The 18,261-nt window shown below is 54.3% G+C and carries 22 protein-coding genes; 20 read left to right on the plus strand and 2 right to left on the minus strand.

Features of this window, described 5'->3' with window-relative positions:
- Positions 1 to 16: 16 nt before the first annotated feature.
- The 7 genes from plsX to DARO_RS10405 all read left to right on the plus strand — a co-directional run bounded on the left by plsX (position 17) and on the right by DARO_RS10405 (position 5,767).
- Positions 17 to 1,036, plus strand: a complete 1,020-nt coding sequence (plsX, locus tag DARO_RS10375; RefSeq protein WP_011287761.1) for a phosphate acyltransferase PlsX — start codon at positions 17 to 19, stop codon at positions 1,034 to 1,036.
- Entirely contained in the window at positions 1,037 to 1,996 is a 960-nt protein-coding gene (locus DARO_RS10380) for a beta-ketoacyl-ACP synthase III (protein ID WP_011287762.1), read from the plus strand.
- 16 nt (positions 1,997 to 2,012) lie between these two features.
- A complete protein-coding gene (fabD, locus tag DARO_RS10385; RefSeq protein ID WP_011287763.1) occupies positions 2,013 to 2,939 on the plus strand; it encodes an ACP S-malonyltransferase in 927 nt (308 codons plus the stop codon).
- A 2-nt stretch (positions 2,940 to 2,941) separates the two neighbouring features.
- Entirely contained in the window at positions 2,942 to 3,682 is a 741-nt protein-coding gene (fabG, locus tag DARO_RS10390; protein ID WP_497463053.1) for a 3-oxoacyl-ACP reductase FabG, read from the plus strand.
- Between the two features lie 73 nt (positions 3,683 to 3,755).
- The gene (gene acpP / locus DARO_RS10395) at positions 3,756 to 3,992 is read left to right on the plus strand and encodes an acyl carrier protein (RefSeq protein ID WP_011287765.1); all 237 of its coding nucleotides are present in this window, start codon (positions 3,756 to 3,758) and stop codon (positions 3,990 to 3,992) included.
- Between the two features lie 73 nt (positions 3,993 to 4,065).
- Positions 4,066 to 5,301 (plus strand): beta-ketoacyl-ACP synthase II, encoded by a 1,236-nt coding sequence (gene fabF, locus DARO_RS10400; protein ID WP_011287766.1) that lies wholly within the window; start codon positions 4,066 to 4,068, stop codon positions 5,299 to 5,301.
- A gap of 28 nt (positions 5,302 to 5,329) precedes the next feature.
- On the plus strand, positions 5,330 to 5,767 hold the full coding sequence (locus tag DARO_RS10405) for a protein YgfX (RefSeq protein WP_011287767.1): 438 nt from the start codon (positions 5,330 to 5,332) through the stop codon (positions 5,765 to 5,767).
- Here DARO_RS10405 and nadB read toward each other — a convergent pair.
- Complete coding sequence (nadB, locus tag DARO_RS10410) at positions 5,742 to 7,319, minus strand: L-aspartate oxidase (protein WP_011287768.1); 1,578 nt, start codon at positions 7,317 to 7,319, stop codon at positions 5,742 to 5,744. The two genes, DARO_RS10405 and nadB, sit on opposite strands and share 26 nt — an antisense overlap.
- A 172-nt stretch (positions 7,320 to 7,491) precedes the next feature.
- Here nadB and rpoE point away from each other — a divergent pair, with 172 nt between their 5' ends.
- The 13 genes from rpoE to nagZ are packed head-to-tail and all read left to right on the plus strand — an operon-like array spanning position 7,492 to position 17,641.
- Positions 7,492 to 8,091, plus strand: a complete 600-nt coding sequence (gene rpoE, locus DARO_RS10415; RefSeq protein ID WP_011287769.1) for an RNA polymerase sigma factor RpoE — start codon at positions 7,492 to 7,494, stop codon at positions 8,089 to 8,091.
- Between the two features lie 2 nt (positions 8,092 to 8,093).
- Entirely contained in the window at positions 8,094 to 8,528 is a 435-nt protein-coding gene (locus DARO_RS10420; RefSeq protein WP_083761513.1) for a SoxR reducing system RseC family protein, read from the plus strand.
- Positions 8,529 to 8,552: 24 nt separating this feature from the next.
- Positions 8,553 to 9,974 carry a DegQ family serine endoprotease gene (locus DARO_RS10425; protein ID WP_011287771.1) on the plus strand — a complete coding sequence of 474 codons (1,422 nt, stop codon included), beginning with the start codon at positions 8,553 to 8,555 and terminating at the stop codon, positions 9,972 to 9,974.
- A gap of 10 nt (positions 9,975 to 9,984) precedes the next feature.
- A complete protein-coding gene (locus DARO_RS10430; RefSeq protein WP_041224920.1) occupies positions 9,985 to 10,209 on the plus strand; it encodes a glutaredoxin family protein in 225 nt (74 codons plus the stop codon).
- A gap of 59 nt (positions 10,210 to 10,268) precedes the next feature.
- Positions 10,269 to 12,059 carry a translation elongation factor 4 gene (lepA, locus tag DARO_RS10435; protein WP_011287773.1) on the plus strand — a complete coding sequence of 597 codons (1,791 nt, stop codon included), beginning with the start codon at positions 10,269 to 10,271 and terminating at the stop codon, positions 12,057 to 12,059.
- 8 nt (positions 12,060 to 12,067) lie between these two features.
- Positions 12,068 to 12,856, plus strand: a complete 789-nt coding sequence (lepB, locus tag DARO_RS10440; protein WP_011287774.1) for a signal peptidase I — start codon at positions 12,068 to 12,070, stop codon at positions 12,854 to 12,856.
- An 11-nt stretch (positions 12,857 to 12,867) separates the two neighbouring features.
- Complete coding sequence (locus DARO_RS10445) at positions 12,868 to 13,218, plus strand: DUF4845 domain-containing protein (protein WP_011287775.1); 351 nt, start codon at positions 12,868 to 12,870, stop codon at positions 13,216 to 13,218.
- A gap of 6 nt (positions 13,219 to 13,224) precedes the next feature.
- A complete protein-coding gene (rnc, locus tag DARO_RS10450) occupies positions 13,225 to 13,893 on the plus strand; it encodes a ribonuclease III (protein ID WP_011287776.1) in 669 nt (222 codons plus the stop codon).
- Positions 13,890 to 14,774, plus strand: a complete 885-nt coding sequence (gene era, locus DARO_RS10455) for a GTPase Era (protein WP_011287777.1) — start codon at positions 13,890 to 13,892, stop codon at positions 14,772 to 14,774. Before rnc ends, era begins: the two co-directional genes overlap by 4 nt.
- Positions 14,771 to 15,499: a DNA repair protein RecO gene (gene recO / locus DARO_RS10460; RefSeq protein ID WP_011287778.1), complete on the plus strand. Its 729-nt coding sequence runs from the start codon at positions 14,771 to 14,773 to the stop codon at positions 15,497 to 15,499. Before era ends, recO begins: the two co-directional genes overlap by 4 nt.
- Positions 15,496 to 16,251, plus strand: a complete 756-nt coding sequence (locus tag DARO_RS10465; RefSeq protein WP_011287779.1) for a pyridoxine 5'-phosphate synthase — start codon at positions 15,496 to 15,498, stop codon at positions 16,249 to 16,251. The genes recO and DARO_RS10465 overlap by 4 nt, the downstream gene beginning before the upstream one ends.
- The gene (gene acpS, locus DARO_RS10470; protein WP_011287780.1) at positions 16,248 to 16,625 is read left to right on the plus strand and encodes a holo-ACP synthase; all 378 of its coding nucleotides are present in this window, start codon (positions 16,248 to 16,250) and stop codon (positions 16,623 to 16,625) included. The genes DARO_RS10465 and acpS overlap by 4 nt, the downstream gene beginning before the upstream one ends.
- Positions 16,622 to 17,641, plus strand: a complete 1,020-nt coding sequence (gene nagZ / locus DARO_RS10475; protein WP_011287781.1) for a beta-N-acetylhexosaminidase — start codon at positions 16,622 to 16,624, stop codon at positions 17,639 to 17,641. The genes acpS and nagZ overlap by 4 nt, the downstream gene beginning before the upstream one ends.
- Positions 17,642 to 17,696: 55 nt before the next feature.
- Here nagZ and efp read toward each other — a convergent pair whose 3' ends face one another.
- Positions 17,697 to 18,254 (minus strand): elongation factor P, encoded by a 558-nt coding sequence (gene efp / locus DARO_RS10480; RefSeq protein ID WP_011287782.1) that lies wholly within the window; start codon positions 18,252 to 18,254, stop codon positions 17,697 to 17,699.
- Between the last annotated feature and the right edge of the window lie 7 nt (positions 18,255 to 18,261).

The following is an 18,261-nucleotide window of genomic DNA, read 5'->3' on the forward strand; positions in this document are numbered from 1 at the left end:
CCTTTTCTTTTGCCTTATGACAACCCGCATTGCCATTGATTGCATGGGGGGTGACCACGGTCCGTCTGTGACGGTACCTGCGGCCATTCAATTTCTTGCGGAGCATCCGTCTGCTAATCTCGTCCTGGTTGGTCAGGAGGGGGTTTTGCGTCCGTTGCTCGGCAATCATGCCAACGATTCCCGCATTCGCCTTCTCCACGCCTCCGAAATCGTTGGTATGGATGAGTCGCCGGCGCTTGCCCTACGCAATAAAAAAGATTCGTCTATGCGGGTGGCTATTAATCAGGTCAAGGCTGGTGATGCCGATGCCTGTGTTTCAGCTGGCAACACCGGTGCCTTGATGGCAATCTCTCGCTTTGTATTGAAGATGCTCCCCGGTATCGATCGCCCGGCTATTTGTGCGCCGCTGCCAACCGTTAATGGCCATACGCACATGCTGGATCTTGGCGCGAACGTCGATTGTGGTCCGCACCATCTGCTCCAGTTTGGCATCATGGGCGCCATGCTGGTTGCTGCGATGGAACACAAGGATCAGCCGACCGTCGGTATCCTCAATATTGGCGAAGAAGAAATCAAGGGCAATGAGGTGGTCAAGGCTGCTGCCGAGTTACTTAGGGCTTCAGATCTTAACTTCATCGGCAATGTCGAGGGTGATGGCATATATAAAGGCGAAGCTGACGTCATCGTTTGCGACGGTTTCGTCGGAAATGTCGCCTTAAAAACCTCCGAGGGGCTGGCCCAGATGCTGGCCTCCTCGCTGCGCAGCGAATTTAAGCGTAATTGGCTGACCAAGCTGGCTGCCTTGATTGCCATCTCAGTACTCAATAATTTCAAAAAGCGCTTTGACCATCGCCGTTACAATGGTGCAATTCTTCTCGGACTCAAGGGTATTTCGGTCAAGAGCCACGGCTCAGCCGATATACTGGCTTTCGGGAATGCCATTTCGCGCGCCTATGATGCGGCAGAAAACCGGGTTGTTGAACGCATTTCTAGCCGAATAGCAGCGATGATTCCTGCAGCCGTGGAGAACGTCTGAATGTATGCACGCCTGAGTGGCACCGGCAGTTATCTGCCGGGTAATCCTGTCAGCAACAGCGATCTAGCTGCGCGCGGTATCGATACCAGCGACGAGTGGATCGTCACTCGTACCGGCATTCGCAGTCGCTATCTCGCTCCACCGGGTACTACTTCGAGCGAACTTGGCTTGATCGCCGCGCAAAAAGCGCTGGAAATGGCCGGCGTGGCAGGCGCCGACCTTGATCTGATCATCGTTGCTACCTCGACTCCCGATTTCATCTTTCCGAGCACTGCCTGCCTAATCCAAGGAAAACTTGGCAACAAGGGGGCTGCAGCCTTTGATGTTCAGGCAGTCTGCGCCGGTTTTACCTACGCTCTGGGTATTGCCGAAAAATTCATTTGCTCCGGCAGCCACAAGAAAGCCTTGGTTATTGGTGCCGAGGTGTTTTCGCGCATCCTTGACTGGAACGATAGGGGGACCTGCGTCCTGTTTGGCGATGGCGCCGGGGCTGTGGTTCTTGAGGCCGCTGATAAACCAGGCATTCTGGCTACGGCCATGCATGCCGACGGTAGCCAGAGCGGTATCCTGAATGTGCCGGGGCAAATTTGCGGCGGTCAGGTGACTGGTGACCCTTTCCTGCGCATGGACGGCCAGGCAGTCTTCAAATTTGCTGTGCGCGTGCTGGCCGATATAGCCGAGAAAGTCTGTCAAGCCGCCGATATTCAAACCAGTGATGTTGATTGGTTGATTCCTCATCAGGCAAATATTCGAATTATCGAAGCTACCGGCAAGAAGCTGGGGGTCGATCGCGATAAGGTGATCGTTACTGTTGACCGCCATGGCAACACTTCCGCCGCTTCTGTACCGCTGGCGCTAGATGAAGCGGTGCGCGACGGGCGTATCCAGCGAGGCCAGAAGGTACTTCTTGAAGGCGTTGGTGGCGGCTTTACTTGGGGCGCAGCCCTGCTTGAATTCTGAACCAGGGGACAAAAACATGTCTTTTGCATTCGTATTTCCCGGTCAAGGCTCACAGAGCGTTGGCATGATGTCAGCTTACGGCGATGCGCCCGTGGTTCGCGCCACTTTTGATGAGGCCTCAGCGGCGCTGGGCGATGATCTTTGGTCCATGGTCGCCAATGGCCCGGCTGAATTGCTGACCCAAACGGTTAACACGCAGCCTGTTATGCTGACCGCAGGTATTGCAGTTTGGCGCCTGTGGCAAGAGAAGGGCGGCAGGAAGCCGGCGGTCGTTGCCGGCCACAGCCTGGGTGAATACTCCGCGCTCGTCGCGGCCGGGGTGATCGACCTGAAGGATGCGGTGCCGCTGGTTCGCCTGCGTGCTGCAGCCATGCAGGAGGCTGTTCCGGTAGGGACTGGTGCCATGGCCGCGGTACTTGGATTGGATAATGCTGGGATTGCTGCTGCCTGTGCAGAGGCAGCGCAAGGCGAAGTAGTCGAGCCAGTTAATTTCAATGCCAATGGTCAGACCGTTATTGCCGGTCACAAAGCAGCTGTCGAGCGCGCCATGGAGGCGTGCAAAGCCCGTGGTGCCAAGATGGCCAAGGCATTGCCCGTCTCAGCTCCCTTTCATTCATCTCTGATTCGCCCGGCTGCTGACAAACTTGCTGCCCGCTTGGCTGAGTTGTCTCTGAATGCTCCATTAATTCCGGTGATCAATAACGTCGATGTTTCAATCGAAAATGATCCCGGTCGCATCAAGGATGCCTTGGTGCGTCAGGCCTACAATCCTGTACGCTGGGTCGAGACTATTCAGGTCATGGCTTCGCTGGGCGTCTCTACTGTTGCTGAATGCGGCCCCGGCAAGGTGCTGGCTGGTTTGACCAAGCGATGTGCCGATGGTGTCGTCGGTGTCGCGCTGGCTGATGCGGCGTCCATTGAAGCAAATCTGGGTCTGGAATGAATATGCTGACCGATAAAATTGCGCTGGTGACCGGTGCGACCCGGGGTATCGGGCGGGCTATTGCTCTGGAGCTTGGCAAGCAGGGGGCAACCGTGATTGGTACTGCTACCAGTGAAGAAGGTGCAGGAAAAATCTCCGCCTATCTTTTGGAAGCGGGTATCAAGGGCAAGGGAATTGCGCTGAATGTCTGCGACGTAGCGCAGACGGATGCTGCCTTATCCGATATCGCCAAGGAATTCGGTGCCATAACCATTTTGGTTAATAACGCTGGTATTACTCGTGACAATCTCACCATGCGCATGGGTGACGACGAGTGGGATGCTGTCATTGATACGAACCTGAAGGCGGTTTTCCGACTTTCCCGTGGCGTGATGCGGGGCATGATGAAGGCGCGTTTTGGCCGCATCGTCAATATTTCCTCGGTGGTTGGTTACTCCGGCAATGCTGGGCAGGCCAACTACTGTGCAGCCAAGGCTGGCGTGGCTGGCCTGAGTCGTTCGCTGGCTCGCGAATTAGGTAGCCGCAACATCACTGTCAATTGCGTTGCACCGGGTTTTATCGCCACTGACATGACGCACGCCTTGACCGAAGAGCAGAAGGCAGCCATGCTGGCGTCCATTCCGCTGGCTCGAGCCGGCACTCCGGAGGATATCGCCGGTGCCGTGGGTTTTCTGGTTTCTCCCGCTGCCTCGTATGTCACGGGCACTACCGTGCATGTGAATGGCGGCATGTTTATGGATTGATTCCGCTAAGCCTCGGCTTTTGGTAGAATCGTAACGTTTTTTTTCGTACCCCTGAGGGGAAGGAGTTTTTCTAATGGATAACATCGTAGAGCGCGTCAAAAAGATCGTCGCCGAACAACTGGGCGTGAACGAAGCGGACATCAAGAACGAGTCCTCTTTTGTGGATGATCTGGGCGCTGACTCCCTGGACACCGTCGAGCTGGTCATGGCTCTGGAAGAGGAATTCGAGTGCGAGATTCCTGACGACCAGGCTGAGAAAATCACCACTGTCCAGCAGGCTGTCGATTACATCCTCGCCGGCAAGAAGTAAGCCAATTCCGGTTTGAACCAGGCAAGGCCGGCCTCAAAGGCCGGCTTTGCTACATTTGCTTTCGGAGTGCATCTTGGCACGTCGCAGAGTCGTAATTACCGGTTTGGGGCTCATTTCCCCGGTCGGCAACAGCGTAGAGGAAGGCTGGCAGAACATCATCGCCGGCCGTTCTGGTATCGCTCCCGTTACCCGATTCGATACTTCCACCTTCCCGGTTCAGTTTGCCGGTGAGGTCAAGAATTTCGATATTACCCAATATATTTCGGCCAAGGATGCCCGGCGCATGGATAGGTTTATCCATTACGGTCTGGCTGCCGGCATACAGGCTGTCCGCGATGCCGGTCTGGATAAGGAAGGTGCTGCTGACCCCGAGCGCGTCGGTGTCGCCATTGGCTCCGGTATCGGCGGTCTGCCGCTGATCGAGGAAACCAAAGACGAATACATTGCTGGCGGTGTGCGCAAGGTTTCGCCGTTCTTCGTGCCCGGTTCGATCATTAACATGATCTCCGGCAACCTGTCGATCGAGTACGGCTTCAAGGGGCCGAATCTGGCTATCGTCACCGCTTGTACGACGGGTACCCACTCGATCGGCGAGGCCGCGCGCATCATTGAATACGGCGATGCCGATGTGATGGTGGCCGGTGGTGCTGAATCGACGGTTTCGCCGCTGGGCATGGGGGGCTTCAGTGCCGCTCGTGCTCTGTCTACTCGCAATGATGATCCGACGACGGCCAGTCGTCCGTGGGACAAGGATCGTGATGGCTTTGTCCTCGGCGAAGGTGCCGGTGTTCTGGTTCTCGAAGAGTACGAGCATGCCAAGGCCCGCGGCGCAAAGATCTATGCCGAAGTGGCTGGCTACGGCCGGAGCGCTGATGCTTATCACATTACTGCGCCGAACATGGACGGCCCACGTCGTTCCATGGTCAATGCACTGAAGAATGCTGGCATTGCGCCGTCCGACGTGCAGTACGTCAACGCGCATGGCACTTCGACTCCGCTTGGTGACAAGAACGAGTCGGATGCCATCAAGGCTGCTTTCGGTGATGCCGCTTATAAGATCGTCGTCAATTCGACAAAGTCGATGACCGGTCACCTGTTGGGTGGCGCTGGTGGCGTCGAGTCTTTGTTCACGGTTCTGGCCATCCATCACCAGATATCTCCGCCAACCATCAACATCTTCAACCAGGATCCGGAGTGCGACCTGGACTACTGTGCCAACAAGGCACGGCCGATGAAGATTGATATTGCGCTGAAAAACAACTTCGGCTTCGGCGGTACGAACGGCTCGCTGGTTTTCAAGCGCGTCTAAGCCAGCCGCTTCCGAAAGGAATCAAACGGTGCAGTTTCCGACCATCATCGGACTGCACCGTTCTCGCTTTCTGGATGGCGCATTAATCGTCACGACTTTGCTCGTAATGGCCATCACGATGGTGTTACCGTATTCTGCGATCATCCGATTGGTGATCGCTTTGCTTATCGTGGTGGTTGGCTACGATGCTTGGCGAAAATTGAAGTCGACAGTTTCTGGTATTCGGCTTGAGCGCTCCGGTCTGATCTTTGTTTCAGAAGCAGGGAGCATGAATTTCCTTGAGGCCGAATTATTGCCAGGTGCAACAGTGCATCCCTGGTTGACTGTTGTTCGGCTCCGCGCACTGAACGGCAAAAAATGCGTACTTGTTGTGGCTGCGGATAGCATGAAAACTGACGATTTCAGGCGCCTGCGCGTATTTCTCCGTTGGCGAGCGAAATTCAGCCCGCTTGTCGGCGACGCTTGAGGACCGTGTTCTTCGGCTTGCTGGCCATATCAGGAAAATCTCGGGAAAAATGTAGTCCCCGGCTTTCTTTGCGCAACATGGCACAGCGCACGATCAAGTCCGCGGTTACTACCAAATTGCGTAACTCAATAAGGTCATGGCTAACCCGGAAATTGGCATAAAACTCGTCAATTTCCCGCATCAACAAACCAATGCGATGTTTTGCCCGTTTCAGTCGTTTGGTCGTTCGGACAATACCGACGTAATCCCACATGAAGCGACGGAGCTCATCCCAGTTATGGGATATGACCACTTCTTCATCGGCATCAGTCACCCGGCTTTCATCCCAGCGCGGCAATGTGGGGATTTTTTCGGATTTCTTGCTCAAGATGTCGTTAACCGCTGCTTCGGCAAACACTAGGCATTCAAGCAATGAGTTGGAAGCAAGGCGGTTGGCACCGTGCAGTCCGGTGCAGGAGGCTTCACCGGCGACGTACAGTCCTGACACATCGGTGCGGCCGTGAAGATCGCTGACAATACCGCCGCAGGTGTAGTGGGCAGCAGGCACGACAGGAATCGCTTCCTGGGTGATATCAATACCCAGTTCCAGGCAGCGAGCGTAAATATTCGGGAAATGACCGCGAATGAACGCTTCATCCTTGTGTGAAATATCGAGGAAGACACAATCGAGGCCGCGTTTCTTCATTTCGAAGTCGATGGCACGAGCGACGATGTCACGCGGTGCCAGTTCTGCGCGGTCATCGTGCTCAGGCATGAAGCGAGTTCCGTCCGGCAGGCGGAGTAGCCCGCCTTCGCCACGTACTGCTTCAGATATAAGGAATGATTTAGCCTGGGGGTGATAGAGACAGGTCGGGTGAAACTGGATAAATTCCATGTTCGATACCCGGCAACCCGCACGATAAGCCATGGCTATGCCATCACCTGTGGAGGTATCGGGGTTGGTCGTATAGAGATAAACCTTGCCGGCACCGCCTGTGGCGATAAGGGTGTTCTGGGCGCCAATGGTGATCACTTCACCATTACGATTATTCAGAATGTAGGCGCCATAGCAGCGCTTATCGTTTTGACCGAGCTTGTCTCCCGTGATCAGGTCGATCGCGATGTGATCTTCCAGAACGGTAATGTTTGGATTGGCGCGAACTTTCTTGGTTAACGTGTCCTGTACGGCAAGACCAGTCGCGTCAGCAACGTGGATAACACGGCGAGCACTGTGGCCTCCTTCGCGGGTAAGGTGGTAGCCAGAGTCGTCTTTGGTGAAAGGGACGCCTTGTTCAATCAGCCACTCGATAACTCGGCGCCCGTTTTCAACGACATGGCGGGTAGCTTTTTCGTCGTTCAACCAAGCGCCGGCAATCAGCGTATCCCGAATATGCGCTTCGATGGAATCCTGGCTGTCCAGTACCGCAGCAATCCCCCCTTGAGCCCAGCCGGATGCGGAGTCTTCAAGGCTACGCTTGCTGACGAGTACCACTCGGCAATGAGGGGCGAGTCTCAATGCGGCAGACTGGCCAGCAAGCCCGCTACCGATGATCAGGACATCAAATTTCTGCACGGCTGTTCTCTATATGAATAGTTTTGAACGAAATATAGCACGCAGAAAACGATTCATCCCGTTACAGATAGTCACAAATTAAGGATAACTACCTATCTTCACCACCAAAATGGCTGCGCTATACTCTGACCAATAAACATACTAATCATTACCCTCAGGGAAAACGAGAGCCATGAGTGAGCGCGAAATCGATCAGGTGCTGGTCGAACGGGCGCAAGGCGGAGATCAGCGCGCCTTCGACCAGTTGGTGAGCAAATACCAGCGTAAGCTGGGGCGTTTGCTGTCGCGTTTCATCCGTGATGCGGCGGAAGTCGAGGATGTGTCGCAGGAGGCTTTCATTAAGGCTTATCGGGCCTTGCCTTCCTTCCGTGGCGAGAGTGCCTTTTACACTTGGTTGTATCGCATTGGCATCAATACTGCGAAGAACTATCTGGTGTCGCAGGGGCGAAGGGCGCCGACTAGCACTGAGTTCGACTCAGAGGAGGCTGAAACTTTCGAAGAAGCCAGCCAGTTACGGGATATCAATACTCCAGAAAGCCTTCTTCTGTCCAAGCAGATTGGTGAAACAGTGAATGCAGCAATGGATTCCTTGCCGGAGGAACTCCGTACAGCAATCGTACTACGCGAACTGGAGGGGTTGTCCTATGAGGAAATCGCCGGAATTATGAATTGTCCGATAGGAACTGTCCGGTCACGTATTTTTCGTGCCAGAGAGGCTGTAGCTGCAAAGTTACGCCCGTTACTTGATACGTCACCTGACAAGCGTTGGTAAGCATGAGTGATGAACAGACAACGATCCGGGCCGTAGTTCGTGCTCGAGAGGGGGCAAGCGCCCTTGTTGAAGTAGAGCAGGGTGGCTGTGGGCGGTGTCATGAAAAAGGCGGCTGTGGCGGCCAGCACCTAACCCAGATGTTTTGTGCCGGGCCAAAAACTTATCAGGTAGACAACGCAATCGGCGCGGATATTGGTGATCACGTGACGATCGCAGTTGCTGCCGGTAGCGTTCGCCATACAGCTAATCTGGCTTACGGGGTTCCGCTGATCGGCTGCATCGGTGGAGCTGTCATCGGGGCTTCATTTGCCGGTGACGGCGGTGCCGTGCTTGGTGCGGCAAGTGGCTTGATTCTGTCTTTTTTGTACATTCGTTTTCGCTCGCAAGCCAATGCTGGAAACTCGACTGAACGCCCTCATATAATTTCCCGTTCCTGATCGAATCCGGAGGTATTTGTTCCCATGAAACGCTTTGTGGCTCTGTGTTCTCTTTGCTTCTTGTGCTCACTGCCTGTTGTTGCCCAGACGCGTGGCTTACCCGATTTTTCCGAGTTGGCCGAAAAGCAGGGACCGGCAGTCGTCAATATCAGCACGACACAGATCGTCCGCGGGCAGGCACAAATGATGCCGTTCCCGTTTGACGAAAATGACCCTGCCTTCGAATTCTTCAAGCGCTTCATTCCACGCAACCCAGGTGGCGCCGTACCGCGTGACTTCGAAAACAAGTCACTCGGTTCCGGCTTCATTATCAGCGGTGATGGCTATATCCTGACGAACGCGCACGTCGTTGATGGGGCCGATGAAGTTGCGGTACGCCTGACGGACAAGCGTGAATTCAAGGCCAAGATCATCGGTGCAGACAAACGAACCGATGTTGCGTTGATCAAGATTGAAGCTACCGGACTTCCTGCTGCCAAGCTGGGTGATCCGGGCCAAATCAAGGTAGGGGAATGGGTGGTCGCCATTGGCTCGCCATTCGGGTTCGACAACTCGGTAACCGCTGGTATTGTTTCCGCCAAGGGGCGCTCTCTGCCCCAGGAAAACTACGTTCCTTTCATCCAGACCGATGTCGCGATTAACCCTGGTAATTCCGGCGGCCCACTGTTCAATATGCGTGGCGAAGTGGTTGGTATCAATTCGCAGATTTACAGCCGTAGTGGTGGCTACATGGGGGTTTCCTTCGCCATTCCTATCGATGTGGCGATGGACATCCAGAATCAGTTGCGCGCTTCCGGCAAGGTTAGTCGTGGTCGCCTGGGGGTGGTGATTCAGGAGGTTAACAAGGAACTCGCCGATTCGCTGGGCTTGACCAAACCGATTGGCGCTGTGGTGAACTCTGTGGAAAAGGGCGGGCCAGCTGAACGAGCCGGCATAGAGGCTGGCGACGTAATCCTGAAATTTGATGGCAAGACGATCAACAATTCGGCTGACTTGCCACGCATGGTGGGTGCAACCAGGCCGGGTGGCCGCTCTGTAGTTCAGGTTTGGCGCAAGGGGGCGACACGCGATATCGGTGTCACGATAGGTGAGGTTCCTGATGAAAAGCAGGCAAATACAAAGGTGCCACGCGGGAAACTCTCTGAACAGACGGCCAATCGCCTCGGTTTGGTCGTCAGCGAACTGACTCCTGATCAAAAACGCGAGCTGAAAATGAATTCCGGCCTGCTAATCGAAGATGTTCGCGGGCAGGGGGCTCGTACCGATCTGCGTGCTGGTGACATTGTGATTGCAGTGATTGCGAAAGGTGCTACCACTGAGGTCAAGACGGTGGACCAGTTCAATAAGCTACTGGCTCAGTTTGAGAAAGGTAGTAACGTGACCCTGCTTGTTCGTCGTGGCGAAATGCAGACTTTCATCACCGTAAAAGGCTTGAACGGTGGTTGAATTAACCCTGATGAGTCGCGGCTACTGTCACCTCTGTCACGATATGGAGTTGGCACTAGCACCGCTTGCTAAAGAGTTTGGCGCCTCAGTGGCTGTATTTGATGTTGACGCTGATCCCGCCTTGGAGGCCAAATACGACGAGCAGGTACCTGTGCTATTGCATGGCGAGACAGAGTTATGCCATTACTTTCTGGATGAGGCCAAAGTTCGTGAATATTTGGCTGAAATCCGCTAAAATTCAGGGTCTTCTGAAAAGGGAAGGGCGCCGGACAGCGCCCTTTTTTACTGGCACCAATGGATCATATTAGAAACTTCTCGATCATCGCGCACATTGACCACGGCAAATCGACGCTGGCCGATCGCATCATCCACCTCTGCGGCGGTTTGTCTGATCGCGAGATGGAAGCGCAAGTGCTCGATTCGATGGATATCGAACGCGAACGCGGCATCACGATCAAGGCTCAAACTGCGGCCCTGAGCTACAAGGCGCGTGATGGTAAGGTTTACAACCTGAACCTGATCGATACGCCGGGACACGTCGACTTTTCCTACGAGGTCTCCCGTTCGTTATCAGCTTGCGAAGGTGCCTTGCTGGTCGTGGATGCTTCACAAGGCGTCGAAGCGCAGACAGTGGCTAATTGCTACACAGCGCTTGAACTGGATGTCGAGGTGGTACCGGTTCTAAACAAGATCGACTTGCCGTCGGCCGACCCGGAAAATGCTCGCCAGGAAATTGAGGATGTGATCGGGATTGACGCCTCCGAAGCTGTACTGGCTTCTGCCAAGACCGGTCTCGGCGTTGAGGACATCCTGGAGGCAGTAGTCGCTCGAATTCCCCCTCCCAAGGGAAATCCGGACGCGCCGCTCAAGGCGTTGATCATTGACTCGTGGTTCGACAACTATGTCGGCGTCGTTATGTTGGTTCGTGTGGTTGACGGGGTCATCAAGCCCAAAGATAAATTGCTTTTCATGGCGACTGAAGCAGAGCAGCTATGTGAGCAGGTTGGTGTCTTTGCACCAAAATCCGAGAAGCGCGACATGCTGCGCGCTGGTGAGGTCGGCTTCGTTATTTCCGGTATCAAGGAACTGAAAGCAGCCAAAGTTGGCGACACGATCACCACGATGGACCGCAAGGCGACTGAAGCTTTGCCTGGCTTCAAGGAAATCAAGCCGCAGGTTTTTGCCGGCTTGTATCCGGTAGAGTCCAATCAGTACGATTCGCTGCGCGAATCGCTGGAAAAACTCAAACTGAACGATGCCTCGCTGCAATACGAACCCGAAGTTTCCCAGGCGCTTGGTTTTGGCTTCCGTTGTGGCTTCCTCGGATTACTGCACATGGAAATCGTACAGGAGCGCCTGGAGCGCGAGTTTGATCAGGATTTGATCACCACAGCGCCTACCGTTGTGTATCAAGTGGTTATGCGTGATGGATCGATCATCGAGGTGGAAAACCCGGCCAAATTGCCAGACGTCACCAAAATGGAAGAGGTGCGTGAGCCGATTATTACCGCCACCATCTTCGTTCCTCAAGATTATCTGGGCAACGTCATCACCCTTTGTAATCAGAAGCGTGGCAATCAGGTCGACATGCATTACCACGGCCGCCAGGTAAAGCTGGTCTATGAAATGCCGATGGCCGAAGTGGTCATGGATTTCTTTGACAAGCTGAAATCCTGCTCGAAAGGTTATGCCTCGCTTGATTACGATTTCAAGGAATATCGTGCTGCGGATGTCGTTAAGTTGGACATCCTGATCAACAGTGAAAAGGTTGATGCCTTGTCACTTATTGTGCACCGGGCCAATGCGCAATATCGCGGCCGCGAACTGGCCTCCAAGATGCGCGAACTGATTCCGCGCCAGATGTACGATGTGGCGATTCAGGCGGCCATCGGCTCCCATATTATTTCTCGTGAGAACGTCAAGGCAATGCGCAAAGACGTGCTGGCCAAATGTTACGGCGGCGACATCTCGCGCAAGAAAAAACTACTGGAAAAGCAAAAGGCCGGCAAGAAACGCATGAAGCAAGTTGGTAGCGTTGAAATCCCGCAGGAAGCCTTTCTGGCGGTGCTGCGCGTCGATAACTGAGAGTAGCAATGAACTTTGCCCTGATTCTTTTTGTCCTGTTGGTTTTGACCGGTATTCTTTATGCGGTCGACGTCCTGAAATTTCGGAAATTACGTGCAAAGGATGCCAGAGAGCCATTGTGGGTCGAATGGGGCGCCAGTTTCTTCCCCGTTATCCTGATCGTCTTCGTGCTGCGTTCCTTTCTGTTTGAACCATTCAAGATTCCCTCAGGATCGATGATCCCGACGCTGCTGGTGGGGGATTTCATTCTGGTTAACAAGTTCACCTACGGTATCCGCTTGCCGGTGATCAACAAAAAAGTGATCGATTTCAATTCGCCACAGCGTGGTGACGTCATGGTCTTCCGTTACCCCGAGGATCCATCGCTGGACTACATCAAGCGAGTTGTGGGTTTGCCCGGTGATACCGTGGCTTACCAGAATAAAAAGCTGACTATCAATGGGCAGTCTGTCGAAACACAGAAAATTGGTGATTATCTGCATCCGGAGCGTCTGTATTACTCCGAACAGTTTCTGGAAAAACTGGGTGAGGTAGAGCATCGGGCGCTGAACGATACCGATGCCCCGGCCTTCGTTGCAGATGCTGCAAGGTTTCCGCATCGAGAAAATTGTACTTACAATGCGACGGGGGTGATTTGTAAAGTGCCTCTCGGTCACTATTTCATGATGGGGGACAATCGGGACAACAGCCGAGATAGCCGCGCCTGGGGTTTTGTTCCCGAGGAAAATATTGTCGGCAAGGCATTCTTTATCTGGTTGAATTTCAGTGATTTCAGCCGGATTGGCTCATTCCGCTAAGGGGAAAAGAGATGAAAAATCAACGTGGCGTTGCGCTCTCCGGGCTTTTGTTCTGGAGTGTTGTGCTCGTTCTGGTCGCGGTCCTTGGTATGAAAGTGGTGCCGACTTACATTGAGTACACCAAGATTCTGAAGGATGCGAAGAGCACCGTTTCACAAGTTGGAGCTGATTCAACCGTGGCCGATGTACGTAAGACTTTTGATAAGTTTGCGGATATTGACATGCTGGATTTCAAGTCGAGTCAACTCGATATTTCCAAGGATGGCGGCAGGATCGTTATCGAATTTGCTTATGAAAAGCGTATTCCCCTGTTCTGGAATGTCAGCCTGCTGATCGACTACAAAGGGTCGACCGCTGGGTAATAAGGAATGACTTCGCAGTCCGTAGCCAAGAAGCTCAACCACTGTTTTTCGGATCAAGCGCTGTTTCGGACAGCGTTGACCCATCGGAGTTTTGGCACTCCGAATAATGAGCGTCTGGAATTCCTTGGTGATGGCGTTTTGGATTTCGTCATTGCGGCCTCTTTGTATCATCGCTTTCCTGACTTGCCGGAAGGTGATCTTTCCAGATTGCGGGCTAATCTGGTTCGACAAGAAACCCTGCACCGCCTGGCTTTAGAGTTGAATATCGGCGCATTCCTGCGTCTTGGCGAAGGCGAGTTAAAAAGCGGCGGTGCTCAGCGCCCTTCTATTCTGGCGGATGCGTTGGAAGCCTTGTTTGGCGCAATCTATCTTGATGCCGGATTTGAAGCTTCTCGGGCCGTCATCGAAAAGCTATTTGCACCGCTTCTGGATGATTTGAAGCCCGGTCAATTCCAGAAGGATGCGAAGACGCGTCTTCAGGAATGGCTACAGGGGCGCAAGAAGGCGCTACCCCGATATCATCTCTTGGAGGCGACAGGGGCTGCTCACGAACAGCGTTTCGAAATCGCCTGTGAAATAGAAAGTCCCGCTTTGCGCACTGTTGGCCATGGTTCCAGCCGACGTATCGCCGAACAGGTTGCGGCCGAGAAGGCCTTGAAAGAACTCCTCGCATGAAAAAAATCCGTTCCGGTTATATCGCCATCGTTGGCCGCCCCAATGTCGGAAAGTCGACCCTGCTCAACCGGCTGGTTGGTGAAAAGATCAGCATTGTCTCGCGCAAGGCACAGACTACCAGGCACCGGATCACTGGTATTCTGACCAACGACGACGCACAGTTCGTTTTCGTCGATACACCGGGTTTCCAGACCAAATTTTCCAACGCGCTGAATCGTGCGATGAATCGAGGCGTCACCCAGACGCTGAACGACGTCGACGTCGTACTCTTTCTGATCGAAGCTGGGCGCTATGACGCCAAGGACAAGGCGGTAGTCAGGCTCCTGCCCAAGGACAGGCCGGTTATTCTGGTTGTTAATAAAACGGACCAGATCAAGGATCGCAGCTCCCTGTTTCCGTTTCTCGCTGAAGTGTCTGCCGATCACGATTACGCCGCGGTAGTGCCGATCAGTGCCGCCAAAGGAAAGCAAACTGACGAATTGCTGGCTGAGGCAAGGAAACATCTGCCCAATGAGGGATTGATGTTCCCGGAAGACGAATTGACTGATAAAAGTGAGCGTTTCCTGGCCTCCGAATACATCCGTGAAAAGGTTTTTCGCCTGCTTGGTGACGAACTTCCGTATGCCACTGCCGTGGAAATCGAGAAATTCGAGGTTGAAGGCGACCTGCGCCGGATATTCGCGGCCATCGTTGTCGACCGGGAGGGGCATAAGGCCATTGTGATTGGCAAAGGGGGAGAGTCGCTGAAACGCATCGCCAGCGAAGCTCGTCAGGATATGGAGCGCCTTTTTGGCAGCAAGGTTTATCTTGAAATCTGGGTCAAGGTGAAGTCTGGCTGGAACGATGACGAGCGCCTGCTGAAGAGTCTCGGTTACGAATGAACCTGCGCAGCAAAGTCGACAGCCAGCCGGCTTACGTTCTGCACAGCTACCCTTTTCGGGAAACTAGTCTTATCGTTGAAGTGTTTTCCCGCGATTTTGGTCGCATGGCACTGTTGGCACGTGGCGCCCGTCGTCCACGCTCCGCAATTCGCGGCCTGTTAATGGCGTTTCAGCCACTAGAGATTGCATGGGCAGGCAAGGGCGAAGTGCTCACCCTGATGAAGGCAGAGTGGCAAGGTGGGCTGCCCTTACTGGCCGGTGAAGCCCTGTTTTGCGGCTACTACCTAAATGAACTGCTGATGCACCTTCTGCCTCGCGAAGATGCCCATGAACAGTTGTTTGCCAGCTACGCCAAGATGCTGGCACTTCTGGCTGCCGATCCAAGCGGCAAGGTCCGCGAAGCAGATCTGCGTTGCTTTGAGAAAGCGCTGCTTCAGGAACTGGGCTATGGCTTGACGCTGAATCACGATAGCGATGCCAATTTAATCGAACCTGATACATTTTACACCTACCGCATAGAACAAGGGCCGGTTCGAATTGATCACGGGGAAGGGGCTACGCAGGTCGTTCGAGGCAAGACCTTGCTCGATCTTGATGCTGAGGATTTTTCCGATCCGCGTACCCGCCATGAGGCCAAGGCCCTGATGCGCATGTTGATGGCCTATTATCTGGCAGGTAAAGAACTCGAAACACGTAAAATATTCAAGGAGTTGCAGGAGCTATGATTGAACTAGGCGTCAACATTGATCACATCGCGACCATCCGTCAGGCCCGTCGGACCTACGAACCAGATCCGGTCTGGGGAGCGGTTGAAGCTCATCTGGGGGGGGCTGACGGAATCACGGTTCATTTACGCGAGGACCGGCGCCACATTCAGGATTCCGATGTACGGCGCCTGCGTGAAACCACGCAGATTAAACTTAATCTTGAAATGGCGGCGACCGACGAGATGGTCGGCATCGCTTGTGGCCTGAAGCCGGAAATGGCCATGTTGGTACCGGAAGGTCGCCATGAGGTGACGACTGAAGGCGGTCTCGACATCCTTGCCCAGGAGGCTCGGTTGAAGGGGGTGATTTCCCGTCTTGCTGACGCCGGTATTGTCACCAGCGTCTTCATTGATGCCGATCCGGAGCAGATTGAAGCTGCAGCACGAATTGGTGCCAGTGTCTGCGAAATTCACACCGGTCCGTATGCGCATGCCTTTTACGATAAAGGCCGAGATGCTGAGGCGCCAGCCGTGCTGGCTGAGATCGCCAAGATTCGCAAAGCCGGACAGACCATTCGCCACCTTGGCATGCGCTTCAATGCCGGCCACGCCCTGAACTACTACAATGTGCAACCGCTTGCCAGGCTGGCCGGCATTCGCGAATTGCATATTGGTCACGCAATTGTCAGTCGCGCCGTCTTCGTTGGGCTACGCGAAGCGGTGCGCGAAATGAAGGTTCTGATGCGCGAAGCAGCGGAACGCGGCGAATGATCTACGGCATCGGCACGGATATCGTTGCCGTTGCCCGCTTGCGTGGCATGTGGGAGCGACATGGCGACAGGGTGCTCGACAAGCTGCTGACTCCACAGGAAATTGCTGATTTTTCCAAAGCTGCTGACAAAGGTCGCTTTCTCGCCAAGCGTTTTGCCGCGAAGGAGGCTTTCAGCAAGGCACTCGGCACAGGCGTACGCCCGCCGGCAACTTTGCCAGCCATTGCTGTCACCCACGACGATTTGGGCAAGCCAATACTCGAATGCTACGGACAACTCGCCGAAGTGCTCAAAAACAAAAACCTTAGAGCCCATCTTTCGATCAGCGACGAAGCCGAATACGCCGTCGCCTACGTGATTCTGGAGCATGCATGATGCATTTACCGCTCGGCCCGCTGATGATCGACATTACTGGCACCGAACTGACAGATCTTGATCGCGAACGCCTTTGCCATTCATTGGTTGGTGGGATCATCCTGTTTTCTCGAAACTATGCCAACCAGGATCAATTGCTAGAACTCTGTTCGGCAATCCATACCTTGCGCTCGCCATCGCTGCTGATTGCCGTTGATCACGAGGGGGGCAGGGTTCAGCGTTTTCGCGACGGTTTTACCCGTCTGCCACCCATGGCCACGTTGGGGAAACTTTGGGATAGGGATCCGCAGGCGGCACTTGTCGCCACCCGCCAGACTGGCTACGTGCTGGCCGCCGAACTTCGCGCCCGTGGCGTCGATTATTCCTTTACACCGGTGCTTGATCTCGATTATGGCCCCTCACGCGTCATCGGCGATCGTGCTTTCCACCGCCAACCGGACGCGGTAATCGCGCTCGCCGCTGCGCTAGGTGAAGGTCTGCGCCAGGCAGGCATGGGCAGTTGTGGCAAGCATTATCCGGGACACGGTTATGTCATCCCCGATTCGCATGTCGAACTGCCGGTCGATGATCGTGCTTTCGAAGCAATGCAGGAAGATATCGCTCCCTACCGGAATCTTCCGCTGGATGGCGTGATGGCTGCCCATGTGATTTACAACTGCATGGACTGCAATACGGCTGTATTTTCAAATAAATGGATAAGTTATTTGAGAAATGACATTAAATTTAACGGGGCGGTTTTCACCGACGATTTATCGATGGCCGGCGCCGGTGTGGTCGGCGGCATGCTGTCTCGGGTCGAGACAGCTTACGCAGCCGGCTGCGACATGCTGCTCGTGTGTAATGCCCCTGATGTTGTCGGCGATGTGCTGGAAAACTGGAAGCCGGAAATCGATTTGCGGCGCGGCAAACGGGTCGAGGCGCTGATCCCCAAGACGCCCGCCGTGCCTTGGCAAGTGCTTCAGGCAGACCCGGCTTATCAGGCGGCCCAAAAGACCATCGCCGAATTGATGGCCTGAAATGCATTCGGGCAGCCGAAGCTGCCCGAATCTTGCACTGCTGAAAAACCGCCGATTACTTGACGCGGTTCTTGTATTCGTCGGTGCGGGTGTCGATTTCGATCTTGTCGCCGATAGAGACGAAGGCCGGAACTGGCAGTTCGAAACCTGTTGCCAGCTTGGCCGGCTTCATGACCTTGCCGGAAGTGTCGCCCTTGACAGCCGGTTCGGTGTAAACGACTTCACGAACCACGCTGTTCGGCAGTTCGACGGAAATTGCCTTGCCATTGTAAAAAACGACTTCGCAAGCCAGGCCATCTTCCAGATACTTCAGTGCGTCGGTCATGTTTTCGGCTTCGACTTCGAACTGCTCGTAGTCGGCATCCATGAAAACGTACATCGGGTCGGCAAAGTAGGAGTAGGTCACTTCCTTCTTGTCGAGCACAACTACTTCGAACTTGTCATCTGCCTTGTAAACGGCTTCGGAAGCGGCGCCGGTCAACAGGTTCTTGAGCTTCATTTTGACCACGGCAGCGTTGCGGCCGGACTTGTTGTACTCACTCTTCTGAACGACGAGCGGGTCGGCACCAACCATGATGACGTTGCCGGAGCGGAGTTCCATTGCGGTTTTCATACGGGAT

This window comes from Dechloromonas aromatica RCB (genome assembly GCF_000012425.1).